This window comes from Idiomarina solivarensis (assembly GCF_033052755.1).
Taxonomy (GTDB): domain Bacteria; phylum Pseudomonadota; class Gammaproteobacteria; order Enterobacterales; family Alteromonadaceae; genus Idiomarina.
Map to the genome: position 1 here is coordinate 19,087 of NZ_JAVFHZ010000003.1, position 23,649 is coordinate 42,735.

At 44.6% G+C, this 23,649-nt stretch carries 25 protein-coding genes and 1 pseudogene; 17 read left to right on the forward strand and 9 right to left on the reverse strand.

What is annotated here, in order from left to right:
• Positions 1 to 7: 7 nt before the first annotated feature.
• From RBK99_RS05960 to RBK99_RS05990, 7 genes are all read right to left on the reverse strand, one after another.
• Positions 8 to 469: a hypothetical protein gene (locus tag RBK99_RS05960; RefSeq protein WP_317503723.1), complete on the reverse strand. Its 462-nt coding sequence runs from the start codon at positions 467 to 469 to the stop codon at positions 8 to 10.
• Positions 470 to 551: 82 nt separating this feature from the next.
• Complete coding sequence (locus tag RBK99_RS05965) at positions 552 to 1,469, reverse strand: restriction endonuclease (RefSeq protein WP_317503724.1); 918 nt, start codon at positions 1,467 to 1,469, stop codon at positions 552 to 554.
• A 71-nt stretch (positions 1,470 to 1,540) separates the two neighbouring features.
• On the reverse strand, positions 1,541 to 2,185 hold the full coding sequence (locus RBK99_RS05970) for a hypothetical protein (protein ID WP_317503725.1): 645 nt from the start codon (positions 2,183 to 2,185) through the stop codon (positions 1,541 to 1,543).
• 51 nt (positions 2,186 to 2,236) lie between these two features.
• Positions 2,237 to 2,551 carry a hypothetical protein gene (locus tag RBK99_RS05975; RefSeq protein WP_317503726.1) on the reverse strand — a complete coding sequence of 105 codons (315 nt, stop codon included), beginning with the start codon at positions 2,549 to 2,551 and terminating at the stop codon, positions 2,237 to 2,239.
• Between the two features lie 85 nt (positions 2,552 to 2,636).
• Positions 2,637 to 3,557, reverse strand: coding sequence for a PD-(D/E)XK nuclease domain-containing protein (locus tag RBK99_RS05980; RefSeq protein WP_317503727.1), 921 nt, complete (start codon positions 3,555 to 3,557; stop codon positions 2,637 to 2,639).
• Between the two features lie 119 nt (positions 3,558 to 3,676).
• The gene (locus tag RBK99_RS05985; protein WP_317503729.1) at positions 3,677 to 4,387 is read right to left on the reverse strand and encodes a PIN domain-containing protein; all 711 of its coding nucleotides are present in this window, start codon (positions 4,385 to 4,387) and stop codon (positions 3,677 to 3,679) included.
• Positions 4,388 to 4,389: 2 nt separating this feature from the next.
• A complete protein-coding gene (locus tag RBK99_RS05990; RefSeq protein ID WP_317503730.1) occupies positions 4,390 to 5,025 on the reverse strand; it encodes a DUF1889 family protein in 636 nt (211 codons plus the stop codon).
• Positions 5,026 to 5,510: 485 nt separating this feature from the next.
• On the opposite strand from RBK99_RS05990, the gene RBK99_RS05995 reads away from it, so the two are divergent.
• From RBK99_RS05995 to RBK99_RS06010, 4 genes are all read left to right on the forward strand, one after another.
• A complete protein-coding gene (locus RBK99_RS05995) occupies positions 5,511 to 5,960 on the forward strand; it encodes a hypothetical protein (RefSeq protein WP_317503731.1) in 450 nt (149 codons plus the stop codon).
• Between the two features lie 82 nt (positions 5,961 to 6,042).
• Positions 6,043 to 6,654: a hypothetical protein gene (locus RBK99_RS06000; protein WP_317503732.1), complete on the forward strand. Its 612-nt coding sequence runs from the start codon at positions 6,043 to 6,045 to the stop codon at positions 6,652 to 6,654.
• Positions 6,655 to 6,763: 109 nt separating this feature from the next.
• Complete coding sequence (locus RBK99_RS06005) at positions 6,764 to 8,416, forward strand: ATP-dependent nuclease (RefSeq protein ID WP_317503733.1); 1,653 nt, start codon at positions 6,764 to 6,766, stop codon at positions 8,414 to 8,416.
• A complete protein-coding gene (locus RBK99_RS06010; RefSeq protein ID WP_317503734.1) occupies positions 8,409 to 9,539 on the forward strand; it encodes a UvrD-helicase domain-containing protein in 1,131 nt (376 codons plus the stop codon). Before RBK99_RS06005 ends, RBK99_RS06010 begins: the two co-directional genes overlap by 8 nt.
• A 150-nt stretch (positions 9,540 to 9,689) precedes the next feature.
• On the opposite strand, the pseudogene RBK99_RS06015 reads toward RBK99_RS06010, so the two are convergent.
• Together RBK99_RS06015 and RBK99_RS06020 are read right to left on the reverse strand one after the other, a co-directional pair.
• A pseudogene (locus RBK99_RS06015) lies at positions 9,690 to 9,875 on the reverse strand (ATP-dependent helicase C-terminal domain-containing protein); the annotation flags it as partial.
• A 387-nt stretch (positions 9,876 to 10,262) separates the two neighbouring features.
• The gene (locus tag RBK99_RS06020) at positions 10,263 to 11,486 is read right to left on the reverse strand and encodes an adenosine deaminase family protein (RefSeq protein WP_317503735.1); all 1,224 of its coding nucleotides are present in this window, start codon (positions 11,484 to 11,486) and stop codon (positions 10,263 to 10,265) included.
• 98 nt (positions 11,487 to 11,584) lie between these two features.
• On the opposite strand from RBK99_RS06020, the gene RBK99_RS06025 reads away from it, so the two are divergent.
• From RBK99_RS06025 to RBK99_RS06085, 13 genes are all read left to right on the forward strand, one after another.
• The gene (locus RBK99_RS06025; protein ID WP_317503736.1) at positions 11,585 to 12,166 is read left to right on the forward strand and encodes a thymidine kinase; all 582 of its coding nucleotides are present in this window, start codon (positions 11,585 to 11,587) and stop codon (positions 12,164 to 12,166) included.
• Between the two features lie 85 nt (positions 12,167 to 12,251).
• Positions 12,252 to 13,286 (forward strand): dihydroorotase, encoded by a 1,035-nt coding sequence (gene pyrC / locus RBK99_RS06030; protein ID WP_317503737.1) that lies wholly within the window; start codon positions 12,252 to 12,254, stop codon positions 13,284 to 13,286.
• Between the two features lie 127 nt (positions 13,287 to 13,413).
• Positions 13,414 to 14,325 (forward strand): Type II secretory pathway component, encoded by a 912-nt coding sequence (locus tag RBK99_RS06035; RefSeq protein ID WP_317503738.1) that lies wholly within the window; start codon positions 13,414 to 13,416, stop codon positions 14,323 to 14,325.
• Positions 14,322 to 14,927, forward strand: coding sequence for a PilN domain-containing protein (locus RBK99_RS06040; RefSeq protein WP_317503739.1), 606 nt, complete (start codon positions 14,322 to 14,324; stop codon positions 14,925 to 14,927). The genes RBK99_RS06035 and RBK99_RS06040 overlap by 4 nt, the downstream gene beginning before the upstream one ends.
• Positions 14,920 to 15,555: a Type II secretory pathway component gene (locus RBK99_RS06045; RefSeq protein ID WP_317503740.1), complete on the forward strand. Its 636-nt coding sequence runs from the start codon at positions 14,920 to 14,922 to the stop codon at positions 15,553 to 15,555. The genes RBK99_RS06040 and RBK99_RS06045 overlap by 8 nt, the downstream gene beginning before the upstream one ends.
• Positions 15,548 to 15,892 (forward strand): Type II secretory pathway component, encoded by a 345-nt coding sequence (locus RBK99_RS06050; RefSeq protein WP_317503741.1) that lies wholly within the window; start codon positions 15,548 to 15,550, stop codon positions 15,890 to 15,892. The genes RBK99_RS06045 and RBK99_RS06050 overlap by 8 nt, the downstream gene beginning before the upstream one ends.
• Positions 15,889 to 17,550 carry a pilus (MSHA type) biogenesis protein MshL gene (gene mshL / locus RBK99_RS06055; protein ID WP_317503742.1) on the forward strand — a complete coding sequence of 554 codons (1,662 nt, stop codon included), beginning with the start codon at positions 15,889 to 15,891 and terminating at the stop codon, positions 17,548 to 17,550. The genes RBK99_RS06050 and mshL overlap by 4 nt, the downstream gene beginning before the upstream one ends.
• A gap of 9 nt (positions 17,551 to 17,559) precedes the next feature.
• Positions 17,560 to 18,468 (forward strand): ExeA family protein, encoded by a 909-nt coding sequence (locus RBK99_RS06060; protein WP_317503743.1) that lies wholly within the window; start codon positions 17,560 to 17,562, stop codon positions 18,466 to 18,468.
• A complete protein-coding gene (locus RBK99_RS06065; protein ID WP_317503744.1) occupies positions 18,465 to 19,562 on the forward strand; it encodes a tetratricopeptide repeat protein in 1,098 nt (365 codons plus the stop codon). Before RBK99_RS06060 ends, RBK99_RS06065 begins: the two co-directional genes overlap by 4 nt.
• Positions 19,559 to 21,274, forward strand: coding sequence for a GspE/PulE family protein (locus RBK99_RS06070; RefSeq protein WP_317503745.1), 1,716 nt, complete (start codon positions 19,559 to 19,561; stop codon positions 21,272 to 21,274). Before RBK99_RS06065 ends, RBK99_RS06070 begins: the two co-directional genes overlap by 4 nt.
• Complete coding sequence (locus tag RBK99_RS06075) at positions 21,274 to 22,512, forward strand: type II secretion system F family protein (protein WP_317503746.1); 1,239 nt, start codon at positions 21,274 to 21,276, stop codon at positions 22,510 to 22,512. Before RBK99_RS06070 ends, RBK99_RS06075 begins: the two co-directional genes overlap by 1 nt.
• Entirely contained in the window at positions 22,512 to 22,961 is a 450-nt protein-coding gene (locus RBK99_RS06080) for a Type II secretory pathway component (protein ID WP_317503747.1), read from the forward strand. Before RBK99_RS06075 ends, RBK99_RS06080 begins: the two co-directional genes overlap by 1 nt.
• A 62-nt stretch (positions 22,962 to 23,023) precedes the next feature.
• Entirely contained in the window at positions 23,024 to 23,629 is a 606-nt protein-coding gene (locus tag RBK99_RS06085) for a prepilin-type N-terminal cleavage/methylation domain-containing protein (RefSeq protein WP_317503748.1), read from the forward strand.
• The last annotated feature ends 20 nt before the right edge of the window (positions 23,630 to 23,649 follow it).

Here is a 23,649-nt window from a genome sequence, read left to right on the forward strand (position 1 = left end):
GACCTTATTAGCTTTTATGCTCTAGAACGTTGCTCAGTAAATCGCTAGCGTATACATTCTGCACAGAGTCACCTAATTGCTCAAGGCTACCTTTATTACTCATCAGTGCGCTATAAGAGTCATAAACATCACACCACAGTGATTCCGCCTGAGCTCTTAAACATCCATCTAAACTAGCTTTGACACTGGGCCAAAGGGCCACCAAAGACCAGAAGTGCCTAGAAATATACTCAATTTCCTTTTGATCATCCGGCCAGATAAGTTTATCTTTATGGATAAACTTCAACCTCCCCCTAAATGCTGCTGCTTCCCCGACCCATGCTTGAACGGCTTTACTACGAGACTCAAAACGCTGAGACTCTTTCCATGTTCTCGTGCTTTTCATAGCAGCATACGCTGCCACAACCGCTCCGATAGCTGAAAGAAGTGTACCTATCATCGTTATCAAGGTGATTGCTTCGTTACTCAATGAGTAACCTCCTATAAAGCTAACTCCTTCCTCTACGAAATTCAGGAGCGACAACGAGTAAACTCTCCGTAACAGTGCCTTATCATGGCGCTACAAGATTTCCCTGCTCATCAAAGCTATAGTTCCTAATATGCTCGTCAGTTATAAATCGACAAATCTCACCATTAGCATCTTTTACTACAAAGCGACATTTACTGTTATCTGTAATTTCCATTTTTTCATGAAATTCGTCGAAAGGAACTTCATATTCTAAACCATTCAATTCTACCAATACATTTTTTATGTATATGTAATGTTCAGCTAAAACAAAGCAGCCATGAGCCGATTTTGTTTCTGAATTTACTTCTCCATAATTCTTACTTGTTAGTTGATTCAGGGAAAGTTTTTCGTTGCCCGAAGAGTCATAGAACTTTTCCAGCTTAAGATTGTATTCAAGCTCTGTTTCACCTTCTGCTACTAACGCTTTGCAGGCAGCAACGCCCGCCTCGGTCAGATGGGGCTTCCATTTACCCTGCTGTGGGCGTGGGATAATAAACTGCATATAGATTACAATTTTTTGTATTGTTCCCTCTTCATCTCGTTCAGTGCTAGGCCTAAACTCAAAGATTTCAATAGGCTTTCCTGAAGAAAAGTTCTCACTCGCGGCAGCATACTTTTTAGCTGGACCCGTATATCCCGTTGCCGAAAAGAACTTGCCCTTAGTAACATCAGGTAAGTCAGGCAAAGCCCCGCCAAGCTTTTGCATGTCACCACGACCTACTTTCTTATTTTGAATGGTGTAGTCTTTTGCTTCTCCCATTGCCTTGTCATTTCCATCATCAGATAAAATATCTATTTGGTATAACGACTCGGAGAAAGCACCTCGAATCTTATCATCATGCTTAACCTCACCTTGGTTCATCAGGTGCTCAGCGATGCAGGCAAGCATCTCATAAGCTGCACCAGCTTTAGAGGGAGTCTCTTCAAATATCTCTTGAAATAGCTCATCTATGGGTGACACGATAACCCCTTAACTCCATAATTCTGCACAACTATTGCCCGAGCACTGAAGACACTGGCTGCTGCACTTGGTTATACACTTCTACCAACAAAAGATGTGACGTCACAAATGAACACTTCATTTTTCTTGATTTCGAAGTAGTCACGAACTTTTTCAACATTCACACCATACTTTTCATTAATGTGCGCCAACACCTTTGGGTGACGGCTAAGAACGCTAGTAAGTGCGCGCCGCCCATTAAAAAATTTGAGTGGATAATCTGTTCCAACAACGTACAAATACTTCTTCTTGCTTGTTTCATGCTCAGCGAGGCTGTAAAAGTCCTTAAAGATACCGTTCTGGCGAATTGACTCTGCACCACCCTGCCAATCAATGAATTTGTATTCTGCAACACGAATATTTGTCTCAAGATCGAATTGCCGACCAGTGTTACCAGCGCCGAGCGAAACGCTTTCTACGCGTTCTCCGGGCTCAAGAATGCCCGACAGAGAACTAAGGATGCCAGCGGCATGAATAATGACATTTATTTGACCAGCAACGCGTTTTACTGCGATGGCAGAATCCATAAAATTATCGTTAATACCTCGTGCTGTGCAAAAGCCATCTACCTCCTCCAAACCCGAGCCAATAATACAACGTTCAATATCAGAAAGACTCCTAGTTAGCGAAGAGCCTTGGAATTCTTCGAGAATACGAAGTGCCTTATCAATCGTCATTGTTTATCTACCAGAATAACGCAGTCGGATGCAGTGTAGTGTTTTACCTTGTTAGAGAAATTTCTCATAAAAGGTTACTCCAAGCGAAAACAATGCTGTTAAAAATGCCAGAAGAGCAATCAGATTTGCTCTTTTGGAACTGGATGTGACTTTCTTCGTCGCAAGCCGTCTTTCTATTTCAGCTTCAGAGGCCACGCCTCGCATAATATTATTGCCAGAAGCGTCCTCTCCCAGCTCATCCACGTAAGGAGTAACATTGCACTTTTGGCACTCCCTTATGAGTCTCTGCTTCCTTGACTCTGGCTCAGAGTTCTTGAAGAACTCGTTCCAATCTACATCGGTATTTTTCTTCTTAAACAGCCACATGGGTATACTCTCTAAAGTTTTTTCCGTCTTGGCTGTGAGCAAAGACCACAGACCAGAGCTTACACGCGCCAACAGAAGATACTTGCTATGCACTTGCTCCTACTACAATAACTTTAACATTAATATAGCCTTCTGGTGTTGATCGCATACCCTCAAGATCATTAATCATTCCCTTGGGGTTTGAGATGAAAAGTTCCGGGTCATATATAACACACCAAAGGTGCTCCGAACTTTGGTGTTTCCGATAGTGCTCGATGTCGATTATTAGTTCGTCACCTACTTTAGAGGCGTGAGACTTATCTCTTACTCTCTTGGTTTCTATTACCAGATTATGTGTAGGTAATAAAAAATCCATTCTTGTATTTGACCCAGCGTAACTAGGACAGAACTCCTCTGGGCGTATATCAGAAATCCAAGGCCTTAACAATGCGTGTAGTAAATCTTGGATGTCGTATTCTGATGCAAACGACAATGACTGCAAGCCTTTTCGCCTATGAATTAATGGCTGCATAGCCCTCGGAATTCCTCGAATTATAATCCTCAACAATTCATCAAGTGCTGAGGGCTTTTTGCCTTCCTCTTTCTCATTCCGGATTGGTTCGATGTCAATTGGTTCAGGCTGTCCAATTTGTATTACTCTGCCTCCACGAAAATACCTAAATCCATGCTCTTCAAGGATATCTACTAGGCGCTCTTTCCTTGCATTGTATTCTTCGACCGGGTCAGAGGGTATTATGGCAAAGCCATTAACCACAGAGTTATTGTTTGGAAGAGGAGGCAAATCCATGAACTCCTCTATTAAATTTCCAAGAACCTCCAAACTATTTACTTTTGGGTCATTCCCAACTTTCTGTAACCAAGTTTTCCATTTTGAATGGTGTGCAAGATCAGGCGGTGGGCCGGGAGCACCTGCTGCCTCAAATAGGGCATTCAATGAATCATGCGACCCGTTCAACACTTCAGCGACCGCTGCACATACAGCTACAGGAAGGCGTACATTTGACATTTATCTATAATCTCTTTTTATGCTTAACAGTTAATAGCACGTAAACTCAAATTGGAGCTAAGCGACTAAGCCTGCGTTTTATTGTCACCAACGTACTTATTAGCGGGTTAATGCGTTGATTATGCGCGCTTATCTAGAATCGCCTCTACCCAAGCTAAATTAGATGCATATTTTGCACCGATGCCAGCCAACTCAGGTTGTATCCCTCCGGAGTTCTCCTGCCCGAACTCCTTTGTATTTGAACTCGAAAAAACAAAGTCACTTTCGACACTACGCGTACGCAAGTCTCGGCATAAACCGAGAAATAATTCATAAATTTCACAATCTTTGGGCTCGGCCTTTCCGCGTTTTGCTGGTGGCAAATATTGCTTTACTCTATTCATAGCTCCTAATAAGTGCGCGTTTTCCGGTGTAACAATAACACACGCATGCAGGAGAGATTCTGCAACCAACTTTAAGTTATTCGCTAAGTCTAATTTGCTTTCTACTTGTCCGTGTTGATATTGCCTGTTGGTTGCAGCATTAGCCGCAGATAGAAAGTGTTTCCTTCTTGACTCCAATTTTAATATTTCACGCTCCGCCTCTTCTAGGACGTCAGTTATATTATCGTTCCATTCCATCTCCACGGTAGCGCTTGTTACAAGCCACAAAGACCGTGGAGTTGAATTCGACTTGGCTATCAGAGATTTAGCAAATTTCGCAGAATCAGAATTAATGCTTTCTCTTACCGCTGAGCGAACAATATCAAGAAAGACGCACGTATCTAAGTAAAGCATTGCTGATGGATCGCACGATATAGAGCTTAATGCGTCAGCGTAGCTGGTAGACATAGTTAGCGTCCTTGGATATACGAGAGAAGGTCTTCAGCGAACTCAAACTGGATACCTAGTTCAATTGCTTTTTCTTCCGACCATCCCTGCTCAACTAAAGCTCTAATTACCACATCCGTATCAAGATCAGACTTTGCCTTATGGACTAAGACCAAAAATTCTAGCCAGCGCTTTCGATCTGACGGGTGGGAACTTCCAGTTGACTTATTTGCAGAGCTGGAAAATTGAATAAATGCTTTTTCTGCTTCATTTCCAGCAACACTTCCAATACTTATTTGATCGCTCGTAAGGTCTGCGGTAATAGCGGTTCCATCAATTGCAGGAAGAATCACATTTCTATAGAAATTCTCAAGAGTACTGTTGTATTGATCGTAAGTTAGTTCACTTACTTCAGTCGGAACGATATTCGAAACCCATAAAGTTTCATCCTTATATGGAAATATAAATAATGCTGCCGCTGATACAGAGGAGTTTTCTATGGCTTCAAAGCAAACTGAGCGCTCTTTGTTACTTCCAAGTTCTTCCTCTTTATCCTTTCTTCGCACCCATGGTTTCTTTGATGTGTTTTCAAGCAACTCTGAGAAAGTATTAACATCCACACCGTTAAGGTGGATATAGAGGTCGCGAAAAATTTTCATAAGCTCTCTTTGGTTTTACGCATAACTTTGATTTTTTGACTATGTAATTGACGTTAAACGAGTTAATTGCATAAGACAACAACAAACTGTGCAAAGTTATCGAGATTAGACCGCAGTGCCTACTTTGTGTCACCGCCACTTAATTAAAAGCAGGACGACTAGCCAGTATCACGTAGGTAGGTGAGCCACTAATAGTTCACATAAACACAAAGAAACCTCTGTTATCTTTATGCTCCCTGTGAGGTTCGACTCAAGCTCTCAGGAAAAGTGGCAGATCAGATTTGAATCATTCGACGTAATCTAACTAAAGCAGTCTACACCTGTTAGTTATCCGATTAATCAGCGCCAAAACCAGCGGTAAAAAAAGAACCTATACGACCATAAGCCAATGAATAAACTTACTTTCCAGCCTTCATATGAAAATAATAAAATGTGCTACTATAAATTTTAACAACAATATGTAAGCCAAGCTTTAGGATACAAAGATGTCCGAATATAAACTTACGCAGGAAATAATCTCTTTATCCCTATCAAGTAACTGGGATGCCGCAAAACTTGAATGGAAGCTTCATGAGATTTATGAAGCAGATGAGCCGGAAACATGCTTGTGCGGGCACTTCCCCATTATTGAGATATGTGTGTTGTCTAATACTCACAATTTCAATCAAGCAGTTGTTGGCAACTGTTGCGTCAAAAAGTTTATAGGCCTGCCTTCGGACAAAATTTTCCAAGCCATCAAACGAGTACGTAAGGACAATGAAAAATCATTGAACGCAGAGGCTATCGGTCATGCCTACCAAAAGGGTTGGATCAATGACTGGGAAAAGACTTTCTACTTAGATGTAATGCGAAAGCGAAAGCTCAGTACAAATCAGCTAGCAAAGAAAATACAAATAAATGAAAAGCTGGCAAATAACATGAAACGCAGAAGGTAAGTTACTAACCAATGCATCAACCAGACACAGCGAGCGTAACTGCTTCACTTCGCTGTTAAAGCATTATTTGTGAAGGAAGATTATGAGTAAGATTGGAATCCTTGCGTATGGTTCTCTTATAGAAGATCCGGGAGTTGAATTGGCTCCACTCATTGTTGAAAGGATAAATGGTGTTCAAACACCTTTTAATATTGAATTTGCACGGAAGAGCTCATCCCGTAATGATGCCCCAACGTTAATACCTGTTGAGAGTATCGGTTCGCCCGTTCTTGGCGTAATTTTAGTACTCTGTCCAAGTGTAACTGTTGAAGCGGCTAAAGACTTTCTCTGGCGTCGAGAAACAAGAAATGAAAAATCTAATAAGCATTATTCAAACCCGATCAACCCGACGTCAAACCAAGTTGTAGTCGGGGAAGACCGGAGTTTTAACGATCTCGATTTGGTACTCTTTACAAAGATCGGTGCGAATATTGACTCTCTCACCGCCGATAAGCTTGCCAAATTGGCAATCCAGAGTGCTAGGGGGGATGCAGGAAAAACGAAAAAAGATGGGATAAGTTATTTGATATCTGTCAAAAGACAGAACATATCGACTCCATTGACTGACGAGTATGAGCGTAAAATCTTACAAGCCCTCGGAGTCAGGACATTGGAGGAGGCACATGCAGCAGCGCGTAAATATCTCCCCTCGTAAGAGTTTCCAGCAATGTGCCTAAATCTAAGTACATGCTTTACTCAGCTTTTTGTTTTACTTTAGCGTTAAAGCACCTCAAAAACATATAATTTAGAATAGGGAAACTCTCTTGTATATAAAAGAATTGACGGTCAAAAACTTCAAGAAAATTTACTCGGATAGCTTCAGCTTCAATCAAAAGGTAAACATTATAGTTGGTGATAACGACTCTGGTAAAACCACCATTCTTGAAGCGCTGGAACTTGTTTCCAGCTCCAACTATAGGGGGAAATCAATAAGCTCATCATTGTCCCCCCACCTCTTCAATGATAAAGCCGTTAAAGCATATCTTAAAGGAGATTTGTCAAAGCAAACATTGCCTGAGATTCTTATAGAGCTATACCTTTCTGATTGCCCAGAATATAGAGGAAAGAATAATACAATCAATAAAGAAGAGGACGGAATTTACATCAGAATATGCTTTGATGAGGACTTAACCAGTACGTATGAAGATTTTCGTAAAGATGCAGAGTCCATTGATAGCATTCCAACAGAGTTTTACAAAGTAGAATGGCTTAGTTTCGCTTGGGAGCCGATTAAGTTTCTTAATCGAAAAGTGAAAGGTCTATTTATAGATCCAACCAGACTGCATCCGACCTATGGCAAAACACAGTACTTATCAAATATTATCAATTCCTCTCTAACGAGAGAGCAGCAGGCGTTGCTAAACTTAAACTACCGGCAGTTGAAGAACTCATTTGAGCAACAGCAGCAGATAAAAGATCTCAATAACGAACTTGACGTAACCAATCAAGTGACAGAGCAAGATTTATCTATTATCGCGGACACTAACTCAGGCAATGTAGAATCAGGACTACAGCTTGCTGTAGACGACATTTCATTTACTCATATAGGCAGAGGAGAACAAAATAAGATTCAAGTCAAACTTGCTCTTCTTAACAAAGGGGGGAATGTTAACTTCGTAACAGTTGAGGAGCCTGAGAATCATCTATCCCACACAAAACTTAGCGCCTTGGTTAAATTCATCTCGGAAAATAGTGCCAACCAAGTATTCATCACAACTCATAGCTCTTACGTTCTCAATAAACTCAGTCTTGAAAACCTATGCTTAATCTCTGAAAGATATATGATGCTGAAAAATATTGACTCTGCTACAGCAAAAACTCTTCAGCGCCTGCCGGGATATGACACATTAAGAGTAGTACTTGCAGAAAAAGTTATTCTAGTGGAAGGGCCTTCTGACGAATTAATACTAAAAAAGAAATACTTACAAGACAAAGACCGACTACCTGAGGAAGACGGAATTGATATTATTGTGGTCCGGGGCATTGGCTTCAGACACTACTTGGAAATAGCCAAACATATTGGAACCAAAGTAAATGTAGTTAAAGATAATGACGGCTCGTATGAACAGAATATCACCAAGTATTCCGAAAATTATTCAGATTCAAATATAGAGTTTTTCTCAGAAGAAAATAACGCTCTTAAGTCCCTTGAACCATCACTGATTGAAGCAAACGCTATAGATGAAGATACGTTAAAAAAGTTCGCAAGAATCGCGCTATCGACTGTTACATTTAAAAAACTCGATGAAATACGTGCTCTAAAAGACCAGAAAGAATTCCTTGTTTCTGTCTATATAGGTGAGAAGGGCGATAAGAACTATGGCTCCAAGAAAGTAGACTCAGCGATACGTATTTTTGACAGTCATGAAGATATTCAATATCCAGAGTATCTCGCGGAGGCTTTAAAGTTTGACTAAAAAACTATTTATTGCATGCGCTGGAGCAGGCAAGACTACGCGAATAGTCGAGGAGTCAATCGCACTCACTGAAGCAGGTACTAAGGTGCTGATTATTACCTATACTCGTAGCAATCAACGTGAGCTGCTTGAAAAGTTTAAGGAGCTTGGAGGGCGATACAAAGAGTTATTTATCGTAAAAGGCTGGTACTCGTTTATTCTAGAGGATGTTGTTCGACCTTATCAAAGATGCATATTTCCCAAGCGTATAGATGGCATCTATCTGAACAGCAACAACCCACACATTAGAAACAGCCGTAATATTTCCGGTAGAAGTGAGAAGATTGGCGGAAATTATAATCCTAAGCACTACTTAACATCTAAGAATCAAGCTCATACTGAGTTTCTAGCAAAATTAGCCTGTCGCATAGTTAAAACAGCTAAGGTAGACATTGCTAAACGTATTGAAGCCATATACGGTAGAATTTACTTAGATGAGACTCAAGACTTCGCTGGTTGGGATTTTGACCTAATTAAGCTGCTTACTAAATCAAAAAAGCTTGAAATTCATGCTGTAGGAGACTTTAGACAAACCATCTATCACACATCCTCAAAACCCAAGAAACCCGCTTCTAGTGCGGAAAAACGAGCTGAGTATGCAAAAATGGGGTTCTCAATCGAAGAGATGAATGATTGTTGGCGCTCAGTCAGCTCCATTTGTGCCTTCGCAGACTCTGTGCATACAGGAGAAGGATATACTGCGACCATATCCAAAGTGGATTCGCCCGAAAAGGATACCCACACTGGTATACATTACATAGCCACTAAAGACATTGCTAAGTACATAAGTCTGTATAACCCTCTGATCTTAAGGCATTCTGCAACCTCGGGTAAAGAACTCAACAAGTACGACAACTTAATGACCTTTGGAGAAGCTAAAGGAAAAACAACCGAACATGTGCTTATTCACCCAACCGAGCCTTTCGTTAAATTCCTTAAAGGATATAAAAATCCCTTTGGAGGAAACTCAACAACTTCAAGCCAAAACAAGCTATATGTAGCCATAACTAGGGCCAAATACAGTGTTGCGTTCATTGTTGAAGACGAAGATTTCAAAGACAAGCTGTGGCAATCAAGTGACTAATACAAACCTTCATTACTTGCCACTGGCTAAATAACTACCACTGGATACTGCACTGTTTACGAGCAGATTGATCCTACACTTATACAGAAGTATCAGATCTTGTATAAAGCAATACTTCCAATTAAGACATATACGTTGGAAAAATGAATGCTAACGTTTATTTCTTTTTTTCAGCGAGGCTCCCGCTATTTCACTTAGTGGTTCTGTTGGCCATCTATGTTTTGGGTATTTGCTTCGCATCTCTTTGGCGACCTCAAAATAAGAGGTGTTTCAAAACTGACCGATATCGCTTGTTATTTGAATCGGACGCTTTGCTGGCGATAGTAGCTCAAATCTAAGATTTACTCGGTACGGAGACTAGACTTTCTAAAGGATACGACGGTTGATGCGCATTCGGGATTTTTTGACGTAGATATAAAAGTGTAAACATAGCTGACTATCAATAAACAGCACCTACACAATCGTACTTAATGGAAAATGTTGAAAAATGCTAGATTTTAGTCGCTTTATAGATAAAATAAGGCTATTAATATACATTCAAATCAAATTATGTCGAAAAACGAAATGAGGTCAGTTGGTTTTCCGCTTGAGAATAGAGGGCTAGACAACTGTACTGACCCTTTTTTACGACATTTTGTTTTAGATAACCCTTCTAAAAGCTTTTGTTAGAAAGCGTCAGACAAAGTAAAAAAGGCTCCAAATTTGGAGCCTTTTTTATTTAAATTATTCCAGTCCAAACTGCTGAACGACTTTGTCAAAATACGCCAAGTTTTGTTTAGCATAGTCGCGCTTATCGACATAACGACCCGGGAAGAAATTCTTTTTAAACCCGTAAGCAACAATGTCTTTCAAACGTTTTAAGGGAATATCAAAGTTATCGACCGCTAACTGATACTCGTTGCTGACTGTCGTGCGAGATACCAGACGGTTGTCTGTACAAATAATGGTGGCCAGGCGATTATCCAGCATGTGCTGGAAGTTGTGGTTTTTAATGTCACCAATTTCCGGGTTGGTCTGCAGGTTACTGGTTAAGCAAACTTCAACCGCTATACGACGGTCCGCAATATAAGACGCCAGGCTTTCACCGTAGGCTTTGGGATCGTCAATGTTCGGATCCTGAGTCATTTCTGGCGAGAATAATGAATAGCCGTGACCTAAACGATCAGCGTGGCATTTGGTTAATGCTTCAAATATGCTCTCGGCACCGTAAGCTTCACCCGCGTGCACGGTTTTTAGTAGGAAATTCTCGTGAGCGTACTCATACACTTCTTTGAACTCTCCTGCCGGGTAACCAATTTCCTGACCGGCAATATCCAGACCCACGATTGGCATGCCTTCTTCGTCGCGCATACGAACGCTGGCGCGAACCAAATCCATTGCGGCTGTTTTTATGACCTGCATGGGCTCAAAGTCACGCATCAACTGGAACATTTGTGTGTAATACGGTGAGAAACCTTTTTTGCCAAACATACGCATCGCACAATTGATAATGCCGTACTCAAACGGCGGTTTATCCCCATTCTTCACATCGGCGCGGCTGTTGTACTCATTTTTCGCCCGCAAAAGACCATCGTTAACCACCTGCATAATGGTGTCGAAGGTAACACCTTTGCTTGGATCCATTAGCAGTTGCGGTGCGAAGCGGACTTCAATGTAGTTCACGCCTTCGTTTTGATTATCGACAGCTAATTCGTAGGAAGCCTGCTCCAGGTTTTCTAAATCGCGCAAGGCTGCACAGGTATACTGAAACCCATTCAGGTATTCGCCCAGATTGTTGTAGTGTGACTTGAACACGAGATCAAACAGGCCTTCTTCTGTATAACTGGGGAGTTCGATATTGGCGCGTTTGGCCATGTCGATTAAGCTGCTGGCGCGAAGGCTGCCATCGAGGTGCAGGTGCAGGTCCGCTTTAGGGATGGCTTTGATAAATTCGGGGGAATATTGCATAGAGAACTCCTGCCTTGTCGTTGCTTTGTCCCATAATGCCATAAAATCGTGCTAATCTCTGCCTAGATCTAACCACAATAACTGAAAAACAGAACAAAATGGCTTCTCTTTATTTTACCTATTCCGCCATGAATGCCGGAAAAAGTACGTCGCTTTTGCAAGTGGCCCATAACTACGAAGAACGTGATCAGCACGTGCTGCTGATGACGCCTGCATTGGATGATCGCGCCGGAAAAGGACGTATCGCCTCGCGTCTGGGCATTGGGCGCGATGCGGTGTCTTTTACGCACCGAACGGATTTAGCGGCGGTGGTGCGTGCTCGTTATATGCAGCAGTCGATAGACTGCGTGCTTATTGATGAAGCACAGTTTTTGAGCGAAGAGCAGGTGTGGCAACTGTCGAGTTTGGCTGATTCGGATAATATCCCAGTGATGTGTTACGGCATACGGACCGATGCATTCGGTAATGCTTTTCCAGGCAGTGCGGTTCTGCTGGCTATTGCCGACAAGTTGGCGGAAATGAAAACCATCTGTCATTGCGGCCGCAAAGCCACCATGTCGTTGCGGGTTGATGAAAAAGGCGATGCTGTGCGAATGGGACAGCAAATTGCTATTGGCGGTAATGATCGTTACGTTTCATGCTGTCGTAAACACTGGAAAGAAGCCATGGGGTTGCGTTAAAACGCTCAAATAGAATACAGATTAGAGGTTTTTGCAGCCCGACTTAATGGTATACTGGAAGCCTCATTTTTAGCCCGAAGTGATTATGCAAAGCTTAATTATTCCAACACCTGATGACTGGCACCTGCACTTACGTGACGGTGCTATGCTGAGAACAACCGTACCCGCATCGGCAGCCGTATTTAACCGGGCTGTCATCATGCCAAACCTTGTACCGCCGGTCACAACGGTAAAAGCGGCATTAGACTACCGCAGTCGAATTATGGACGAGGTTCCGCATGGTGTGAGCTTCAATCCGGTAATGGCGTTGTACCTGACGGCGGAGACCACGCCTGAGCAAGTTGCTGAGGCGGCTGCAAATGAACATATCATTGGTTTTAAATTGTATCCATCGGGCGCTACCACCAACTCTACTGCTGGCGTGAAATCGGTTGACGCGCTGGAACCTGTTCTGGCCGCTATGCAGGAACACCGAGTACCACTATTGGTGCATGGTGAGGTGACCGACAGTGACATTGATATTTTTGACCGTGAGCGCGTATTTATTGAGCGCCATTTAATTCCGATTACTGAGCGCTTCCCAAACTTGAAGCTCGTGTTGGAACACATCACTACCGCGGATGCTGTTGCGTTTGTTAAGAACGCTAACAGTAACGTAGCGGCAACAATGACACCTCAGCATTTATTGATGAATAGGAATGACTTACTCGTGGGCGGTGTTAAGCCGCACAATTATTGCTTACCGATTTTGAAGCGCCGCTCACATCAGCAGGTACTGCAGGAAGCGGCGTTGTCCGGCAACCCGAAATTCTTCCTGGGTACCGATTCAGCTCCCCATGTTCAGGCGAGTAAAGAAACGGCTTGTGGCTGCGCAGGCTGCTATTCGGCGCCGGCGGCTATAGAACTTTATGCGGAATTTTTTAGCCAACACAACGCGCTCGATAAACTCGCCAACTTTGCCAGTGGTTATGGTGCCGATTTCTATCAATTACCGCGCAATAGTGAGACCATTGAACTAGTTAAACAGCAATGGACCGTTGCTGAGACTGTGGATACGGCTAATGGTCCTATGGTTCCTTACTGGGCCGGTATGGGACTAAACTGGCGGTTGAATCGTTAGTACCTCGGTGTCACTAAGATAAATGGGCTATGATTAAAGTTATAAAGTTAATCGGCTTGTGTTTTTTGTAATGAGCTTTGCAAACTTTCTGTTAACATATTGAAAAATTGATAAAGGATGTTGTTGGGTGCTGGGATTTTCGAAGCAAAAACAGAATGACCATCGTATTTGCTTTCAGATTACGCAAACGAGTGTTCGTATTCTTATTGCAAAAGAATCAGCTAAAGCACCTGAGCTCATCGTGAATGATTACGAACAAGTCCAAAACGGTTCCGTTGTTAAAGAAGCGGCTGCGTTATTAGCCAAGTATTCGCGCTTACCGTTAAAGCAAGCACAAGTCACTTTGGTGTTAGGAACGGATTTGTATGAATCCGTTCAAGTCGATCGCCCCATGTTGGATCCTGAAGAAATATCCGAGAGCTTAAAATACAGCTTGAGTGATTTGGTCTCTTTTTCTGCCGACGACGTTATCGCAGACTATTATGAGTTTCCCGAGCAGCCGTCTGGACAAGACAAGATCGTCGCGGTGGCAGCTAGCAAGCACCATTTAACGCCTTGGGTAGAATTTCTTAATGATCGCGAACTTCTGCTAACCGATATCGCTATTGCAGAACTCACGCTGCCCCGTTTATCTGAAACCCAAAGTCATGCGGAATTGCTGCTTTATCAGAACCCGACGGGTAACTACATTGCGCAAATTAATACGCCGAAAGGACTGATGTTCTCTCGCTTGTTAAGGGGTGTTTCGGATATCTCGAATTACACGAAAAGTGAGATGGAAGCTGGGGCGCTGGAGCCGCTGGCGACTGAGCTGCAACGGTCAGTTGACTACTTTGAAAGTCACTTGAGGCAGGCTCCTATTAGCCGAATTGTGGCGGCTGTCGAGCACACGCAGTTAGCAATAGTTGAAAAGTGCCTCACTCAGCTTTTAGCGGTGGATTGTACTACCTATCAATACCCTGAGTGGGCGATTGAGCTGAGAGAAGGCGATTACTCTGATTTAGCCGGTTTGGGTGCGTTTTCAGGGACTCCTTCATGAAACAGTGGGTGAACCTTTACCGGAACGAATTGAGGCCAGTTAGAAGACAACTGACATTCAAGCGAGTCAGTCGGGGGTTGGGCGCCTGGTTAGCGTTGTTATTAGCTGTTGTTATTGCAGTTAAATGGCATCATTCAAGCGTAGAGCAGGCGAATGAGAAGTTATCCACTGCCTTAACACAACTGAATGATAGCCTGGCGAAAACCAGAGAACGAATTGATAGCAGACAGCCGAGTCAGCAATTACTGGACAAAAAAGAAGAATTAGAGCGTAAGCTGCAGGATATCAGTGAATTTCAGCAACACATTAACCAGTTTCAGAGCGACAAATCGTCGGAAGTAGAGCGGTTTTTGCGTGAGCTGGCGGGAATTACGCCTAAAAATATTTGGTTAACTGACTTTTCTATTGCCGGAGATAATATCCGTTTGCATGGTTTTGCTTTAAATAGCGAAGCATTAGTTTTGTGGATGGATAAGTTTAATCAGTCGGCTTTGTTGTCGAGTAAAAGCTTTTCGGTGGTTGAGCTCAAGCGAAACGAAAAGGGTTACCAACAGTTCTTGTTGCAAAGTATCAGAGCTAAGGAAGATAAAAACCATGACTAATTGGTGGGCTCGGATAGAGGACAGCTTCGACGTTATGCCCTCGCGGCAAAGGAGTTTGTTGGTTTTGGCTGGATTTTTGCTGCTTAGCTTGCCACTGGTTAGCTACGTCATTCTTCCTACATTGGAAGAGAGTCAGAATCTAAAGGCGGATAACCAGCGTATTCAATCTCAACTTGAGCAGCTGAGCAATCTTGAAAGTGAACTGCAGGCGCAATTGAACGAAGACATAAATGCGCCGTTAAAAGTCGTCATAAATGAGTTAGAGCGTCGCCTGGCTCTGCGGGAAAATCGGTTTTCAGAGAATGATTTACTACTAGCGGTTGCTCAGCGTAAAGCGTTTTTACGTGGCGTGCTGAAATACTCTGATGAGCTGGCTATGGAAAAGTTGGAAGCAAAAGTGCCCACGGCTGTATTTGAAACTGGAACCATCACGCTTTACCAACACGCTGTTCAAGCCCAGTTTTCAGGTGGCTTTTTTGAAGTGTTAGAGTTTGTTGACGTGTTGAAAGCTCAATACCCTACAGTGCATTGGGCCAGCTTTAGCTATCAGGTGAATGAGTATCCAACGGCAACAGTAACTATCGTTTGGTATTTACTGAGTACTGATAAGGAGTTTATTAGTGCGTAAAAGGCTGTTGTGTGTCTTACTATTATTTCCCGTTCTTTGGGCACAGGCTCAAGAAAGGGATCCAACGCGACCACCAATACTTGAGGGAGAGGTTGTTTCTCGCCCTAGTCTTTGGGCCGAACAATTGATGCTCACACAGGTTTTTTATTCAGAGCAGACTCAAAAAGCGCGGATAAATGAAACGTGGGTAAAGCCTGGAGGCAGCGTAGAGGGGGCGAATGTGGTTTCAATAAAGCCCAACAGCGTGGTGGTAGAGAAAAATAATGAAACGGTTGAGATTACTTTGTTTAAGCCGATAAAACAGAATAAAAAGGGCAGTCCGGGAGCCGTACAATGAGAAGATTTGCAACAGGCGCATTATTATTGCTCATCAGTGGTTGTGCTTATCAGCCGAGTTACACTCCTGATAAAGCCAGTGAAGCAATGACGCCGCAATCTGATAATAGTGTACCTGCACAACGTACGGCTGTGCCAACAGAAGTGAGTGAGTTTTTAAGCCAGTCTGTAAGCGCGCAAAGTGGTGACGGTCTGGACTTATTGGAAGAACCTCGCTTTGTACTTCAGGCCGACGGGGTAGAAGCGAAAGCGTTTTTCTACGGGCTGGCTGCGGACTCCCCCTATAATATTCTGGTTCACCCTGCTGTGAGTGGTGAAATTTCGTTAAGCCTAAAAGATGTCACACTGGCCGAAACCCTAGATGCTGTGCAGGATATGTATGGCTTTGAAATACGCCGTTCAGGGCGCACCATTCAAATTTTTCCGGCCGGTGTTCGCACGCAAACTTTCACGCTCGATTATTTATCTCTTAAGCGCTTTGGTGTGTCGCAGACTGAAATTTCAGCAGGTGGTGTGAGCGAAGAGCGGGATAATAGCTCAGGTAGTAACCTGGGAAATAGTAATATACGCTCGGAAGGCTCACCTTTCTCCGGTGATGGCGAATTTAGGAGAGATTCGCGTCAGAGTTCTCTCCAGGGGAATGGGTCTAGCATTAATACTCAATCCGAAACCGATTTGTGGGGCAATTTAAAGGCCGTGATAGAAGGTATTATTGGCAGCGGTAATGTGGTGTTATCGCCCCAAGCGGGCATTGTTAGCGTAACAGCGACACCGGACAACCTGAGAGCGGTTGGAGATTTCATAAAAACATTAGAAACCCGTTTGCAGCGTCAGGTTATTTTAGAAGCCCGAATTATAGAAGTTACCTTAAACGATGGCTACCAACAGGGCATCAACTGGCGCGATGTCACCAGCAGTGCTGCAGGTTTTGGTGTTGAATTTAACGGTGCCACACCCAGCAATGCGACCTCAGCGGCTATCGGCGGCTTGTTTGGTTTAACCTACAACGACCCCGCCAACAATTTTAGTAGTATGATTCAAATGCTACAGACGCAAGGTACGGTTCAGGTTCTGTCAAACCCTCGAGTCAGTGCATCGAATAACCAAAAAGCCGTTATAAAAATTGGTGAAGACGAATATTACGTGACTGATGTTAACTCAACGACCAACTTAGGCACCGGAAGTGACTCAGCCGTTTCAAACTCTGATATCGAATTGACACCGTTTTTCTCAGGTATCTCGCTGGATGTAACACCACAAATCAGTGACAACGGAGAGGTGATTTTGCACGTGCACCCGTCGGTTGTAGAAACGGAAGAGCAGCAAAAGGTAATCACACTAACGGAAGGGGAGCTTGTATTGCCTTTAGCTCGCAGCAATATTCGTGAATCAGATACCATCGTAAAGGCCCGAAATGGCGAAATCGTGGTACTGGGCGGCTTAATGCAAACCGTTAATTCAGAAGAAGTCGGGAAAGTACCTTTGTTAGGCGATATTCCTTTTCTGGGAGAGTTATTCACTAACCGACGTAACCGGCAGGAAAAGAAAGAGCTGGTGATACTGCTGAAACCCACGGTTGTTGGTGTGGATACGTGGCAAGATGAGTTAAAACGATCTCGGGAGTTGCTGCAGGAATGGTTCCCGGATATTGAGCAATAATAAGGTCGCATGTACTTATACCATTACGGCTTACGCGAACTGCCTTTTACCATAACGCCGAACACGCAGTTCTATTACGATTTGAATAGTCATCATGAGGCATTCGAAGTCGTGTTGACTGCGTTAAAGACGGGTGAAGGCTTTATTAAAGTGACCGGCGAGGTGGGTACGGGGAAAACTCTTCTATGTCGCCGACTACTCAATGACATCCCCGACTTTTTCAAAACGGCTTATATCCCCGACTCCTACCTAAATCCAGGTGAACTGAGACTGGCAATTGCCCAAGAGCTCGATGTTGATACCGCACAACTCACAAACCAACAGCAGTTGGCCCGTGCGTTGCAACAACGCATGCTTGATATCAATAAGAATGGTCAAGCTGTGGTTTTGTTTATTGATGAAGCACAGGCGCTGCCCGAAGAAAGTCTCGAAGCGTTACGGCTACTGTCTAATTTAGAAACTGAACGGCGTAAGTTGGTGCATATTGTTTTGTTGGGCCAGCCGGAGTTGGACGAACGTATCTCGAAGAATGCATTTAGGCAGCTGCGTCAGAGGATAAGCTTCGCACACAAGTTAACCGCGATGAACGTTGAAGAAACCGCTGAGTACATCGCTCACAGAATGGATGTCGCCGATTATAAAGGGACGCCAATATTCGACTGGAAATTGATTAAAAAACTGCACCGAAGCAGCCGCGGCGTCCCTCGGTTAGTGAATATGTTGTGTCATAAAATGTTGCTGCTTGCTTATGGTGAAGGCCGCCGGCAATTAACTTTGAGAGATTTAGATTTGGCGGTGAAAGACACCGAGGATACTCAGCAACCCAATTCGAGCTGGGGACTTATTGCAATAGTAGTGAGTGTCTTCTTTCTTGCTGCGGCGGCGTTTAGTTACTGGAAATTGGGTGTGTCGATATGAGTGTGATCAACAAAGTGCTAAAAGATCTCGATCGCCGTGGGCAGCAGCCATTTTCTAAAAGTGCAGCCAGCAGTGCGGTTGAGCGGCCAAGTCGGAGTCGATTTGGGGCTTGGTTTTTAGGGGCTGCGTTGTTAGGTTTTTTAATTGTGGTTGCTGTGTGGTGGCAACTGCCCGAGAAAAACGTGATGACGGTGCATGAGAGTGCCCAGACTAAACCGGTAAAAACAAAGGAAACAGCAGCACCCTCAGAGAATACTGTGGAGGTAGAAGAAACGCCAGATTTAGTCGAGTCTTCTGAACCGTTATTGCCGCGAGAGTCATCGCCCGAATCCTCCGTATCAAGGTCAACCGCGTCTGTTCAGTCAGAGTCATCTCCTGAGCCTGAGTTAGCAACAACGAGGAACGACAGCAGCGGTGTTTCAAAAGAGTCAGAAAAGCAAACCAAGAATAAAGAAACGACGGACAAAAGCAGTGGCGAATTCAGCTTGCAACCAGTGCAGCTGTCACCAGCAGAAATTGCGGCTCAACACATTGGTAAAGCTCAAAAAGCTCAGCAACAAGGCCGACTAACCGCTGCCGAAGAGCATTGGAGCAAAGCGTTGCTAGCAACACCAAAGAACAAAGACGTTAGAAAGAAACTGGCTGCTCTGCAGTTTGGGCGTAATAAAGTGTCCCAGGCTTTGACAACGCTGGAGGCTGGCTTTCAAATGGCTCCGGCGGATTACGAGTTTCGTTTGTTAAGTGCTCGGATTCTGGAAAAAGAGGCAAAACCGGCAGCGGCATTAAGTTTATTAAAACAAGCAACGCCAAACGCCGAAGTCTATCCCGGTTACTTTCAAAAGCAGGCGTTATTGGCTCAGGAAGTTGGCGACTACCCGTCAGCCGCTCAGGCGTACCAACGTTTAGTGGAAGCGGACCCTGCGGAAGGTCGCTGGTATTTGGGGCTGGCTATAGCGCAGCAGCAATTTGCACCGGGTGCCGCGTTGTCCTCCTATCAAGAGGCGTTGAAACGGATAGAGCACAAGCCAACTCTTGACTTTATTCAACAGCAGGTTGAGCTGCTAACGACAACCAATCAGGCAGGTAAGGAATGAAGCGTCCTCGTCTTAAAATGCGCTTGGGTGACTTGCTGGTTCATGAGCAAATCATCAGTGAAGAGCAATTGCAAAAAGCGTTGGAAAAACAGCGCAGTAGTGGACGAAAGCTGGGCGCTACCTTAACCGATCTGGGGTTTATTTCTGAGCAACAGTTACTGGAGTTTTTGGCGCAGCAATTAAAGCTGCCACTGATCAGTATTTCTGAACGGAAAATTCCTCCGGAAGCTTTTAAACTTCTGCCCGAAGTACAGGCGCGCCGTCATCGAGCGCTGGTTATTGAAGCGGACGACGACAAAGCCTTGGTTGGCATGAGCGACCCGGCTGATCTGTCGTCAATAGATTCGATAAACCAGCTATTGGCGCCGCGTCAGGTTGAGTTGGCCGTGGTTCCTGAAGGCGAACTGATGCAGGCTTTCGATAACCTGTATCGACGCACCAAAGAAATTGAAACCTTTGCCAGCCAGTTGCAGGATGAATACGAAGACACCAGCGAATTCGAGCTGGGGCAGTTAAGCCTTGATGACGACACCGACGAAGCAACAGTTGCCAAATTATTGCAGTCAATTTTTGAGGATGCGATACAGGTTCGAGCGTCTGATATTCATATTGAGCCAGACGATCGTAAACTGCGTATCCGTCAACGTATCGATGGCGTACTTCAGGAAAATGTGTTGGATGAGACCAACATCGCCAATGCCCTTGTGTTGCGTCTTAAGCTGATGGCCGGGCTGGATATTTCTGAGCGAAGGCTGCCCCAGGACGGGCGTTTCCATATTAAAGTACGCAAGCACAACATTGACGTGCGGGTATCGACTATGCCGGTTCAGTATGGTGAGTCTTGTGTGTTGCGTTTACTCGATCAGTCGGCGGGGCTTTTGTCCTTAGAACAAACGGGTATGCCGGACTCTATAATAAAGCGTATCCGTAACCTGATTAAGCGTCCGCATGGCATGTTATTGGTTACCGGTCCGACCGGTTCTGGTAAAACCACCACTTTGTATGGCGCGCTGAGCGAACTGAACACCGAAGGGAAAAAAGTTATCACCGTCGAAGATCCCGTTGAGTACCGTTTACCTCGTATTTCACAAGTGCAGGTGAACAGTAAAATCGGCCTGGATTTCTCGCGCGTTTTGCGCACCACGTTACGTCAGGATCCTGACATTATTATGGTCGGTGAAATGCGCGACCATGAAACCGTTGAAATTGGGTTGCGGGGCTCTATTACCGGGCACTTAGTGTTATCTACACTGCATACGAACGACGCCATCACCAGCGCTATGCGCTTAATTGATATGGGGGCTCCGTCGTATCTGGTTGCTGCTGCGTTGCGCGGAATTTTGGCGCAGCGTCTGGTGCGTCGCGTGTGCCATAAATGCGCTGAAGATTACCAGCCTGATGAGCCAGAAAGTCAGTGGCTGGAACATTTGAAAGAGGGCAGCTCCAGTTACGCTTTTAAACGCGGTGTAGGCTGCCAGACATGCAATCATACCGGTTATCGTGGTCGTATCGGTGTGTTCGAATTACTTGAAATGAACACACCCATGATGGACGCTTTGCGCGACGGCAACACGCGCGAGTTTGCTACGGCAGCGAAGGCCCACCCGGGCTTTCAGTCCATGGCGACGGTTGCGCTGGAGTACGCGCGCGAGGGTATTACCAGTGTCGATGAGGTGTTGTACCTGGCTGAAAGCGTTGAGGACACCATCTGATGCAGTTTCGTTATCGGGCCAGAGATAAGTCAGGGCAATTGCAGCAAGGGTCGTTAGACGCTAATGACGAGCGCAATGCAGCCGACGTACTCATGCGCAGGGGCTTGGTTCCGTTATCCATCAACCCGACGAGAACCCAAAGTTTTTCGTTATTCAATAGTGCCTTTGGTGAAAGTTTAAAGTCGGCTTTTCAGCCAAAGGTATCGCTGGATGAGTTGATTATATTTTGTCGCCAAATGTACTCCCTGACTCAGGCGGGCATTCCAATGCTACGCGCCATTGAAGGGCTGGCCGATACAACCCAGAACAAACGTTTGCGTAAAACGTTGCAAGATGTTCACGACCAGTTAGAGCGGGGCCGGAACCTATCCTCTGCTATGTCCCATCACCGCGGCGTTTTTCCTCGTTTAGTGATTGCCATTGTGCACGTGGGCGAAAATACAGGTCAGTTGGAAGAGTCCTTTCAGCAGCTTTCGGTTTATTTAGAAAAAGAACAAGACACCAGAAAACGCATAAAGGCAGCAACGCGCTATCCAAGTTTTGTCATGATTGCTTTGGTCATAGCGGTTTTTGTTCTGAATATTTTCGTGATTCCAACCTTCGCTTCAATGTTCAGTCGTTTTAACGTGGAGCTTCCCTGGGCAACCAGAGCGCTGTTGGGCTCATCACAGTTTTTTGTTGCTTACTGGCACGTTTTGCTGGTTGCAATGGTTGGGGCCTTTTTCGGCCTTCGGTATTACATTGGAACAGACAGTGGGCGACTCCGGTGGGACAGCCTGAAACTGAAAGTGCCGATTGTCGGCTCCATTTTGATGCGTTCTATGTTAGGCCGTTTTGCCCGCAGTTTTTCGGTCATGATAGGGGCAGGTGTTCCATTGACGCAGGCCTTATCGTTAGTGGCGGAAGCGGTAGACAACGCCTGGATGGAAAAACGTATTATAGAAATGCGCCGCGGCATAGAGCGCGGTGAAAATTTGTCGCGGGTAGCCAGACAGTCGGGTCTTTTTACTCCTTTGATTCTGCAGATGATAGCCGTTGGCGAAGAAACCGGTCGAGTCGATGTCTTGTTGCTGGAAGTCGCTGAATATTATGAGCGGGAAACGGATTACGATCTGAAAACCTTAACGGCTCGTATCGAACCCATAATGATAGCGATTGTTGCTGTTATGGTGTTGATTTTAGCGCTTGGTATATTCACTCCTATGTGGGATATGATGAGCGCATATCAGGGGCGCTAATGACTAAAGCGGCGGTGGACGAGCGTAAAGGTATTCAACGGCTACAAAATGTATTGGTTGTACTGTTGCTATTGGTTTTATCTGCGGTAGCAGCAAGAATTCTGTTGGTTAATGAACCGCAAAAATGGCGACAGACGGAATTGGATATAGCGGTATCGCGTTTTATTGATTCGCTTTGGCTGACACGCACCGAGTGGATGCGTCAGGGGAAACCAGCGAAAGTGACTTTACTCAGTGATAGTAAACAACAGCAGATACCGATTTTAATGAATGAATACGGATGGCCGTCAGTAAAACAAGGTTGTCTGCAATTATGGCAACAACTGGGCAGCGAAGTGCCGGCCAGCGTGCTACAGGCAGAGAAAGAGAAAGACTCTTGCCACTATAAAATAGAACAAAGCCTTTGGTTTGTTTACAACAGCAAGCAAGGCAAAGTTGTTCAGGAATAACTCACGGACTGGGTGTCAACTGTTAGTAAAATGTAATAAAATGGATTCTAATGGAGTTTAGTATGGGCACTGAGATGAAAAACAAGCAGCAAGGCTTTACCATTATTGAGCTGATTATTGTCGTTGTTATTCTCGGCTTATTAGCCGCTGCGGCGATACCACGATTTACTGATGTGTCATCCGACGCTGAAGATGCAGCTCTTGAGGGTGTTGCTGGTGGTTTTGCCAGTGCAGTTGGTATTGTTCGCGGCGAATGGGAACTCAGCGGGCGCCCACAAGGCGCCAGTGGAACGGGTGCTGGTGCCGAAGTGTTTATGGATCAAATTTTGCTTTATGTTGACGGCGATACAGGCTACCCCGTTAGTGGTGACAACGAGCAGGCGCACGACGAAAATATGGTGGCAGCCGATTGTGTCAGCGTGATTCAGTCTATTTTGCTAGGTGCCCCAAAAACGACAGCGAACTTTAATGATTTGGCAGAAACACGTTATTACACCTATGTGACTCAGGATAGCGCTGCCGGTAACGATATGTGTGTTTACTACTTGGCAAACACCATAAAAAATGAAACGAATGCCCCTTCGGGTGACGATTATCTAACGTTGGGTAACGCTTTCGTTTATAATCCACGCAATGGCGGCGTGAGTATTCACAGCAACAACCAGTAATTTTTTAAATCACAACTGAG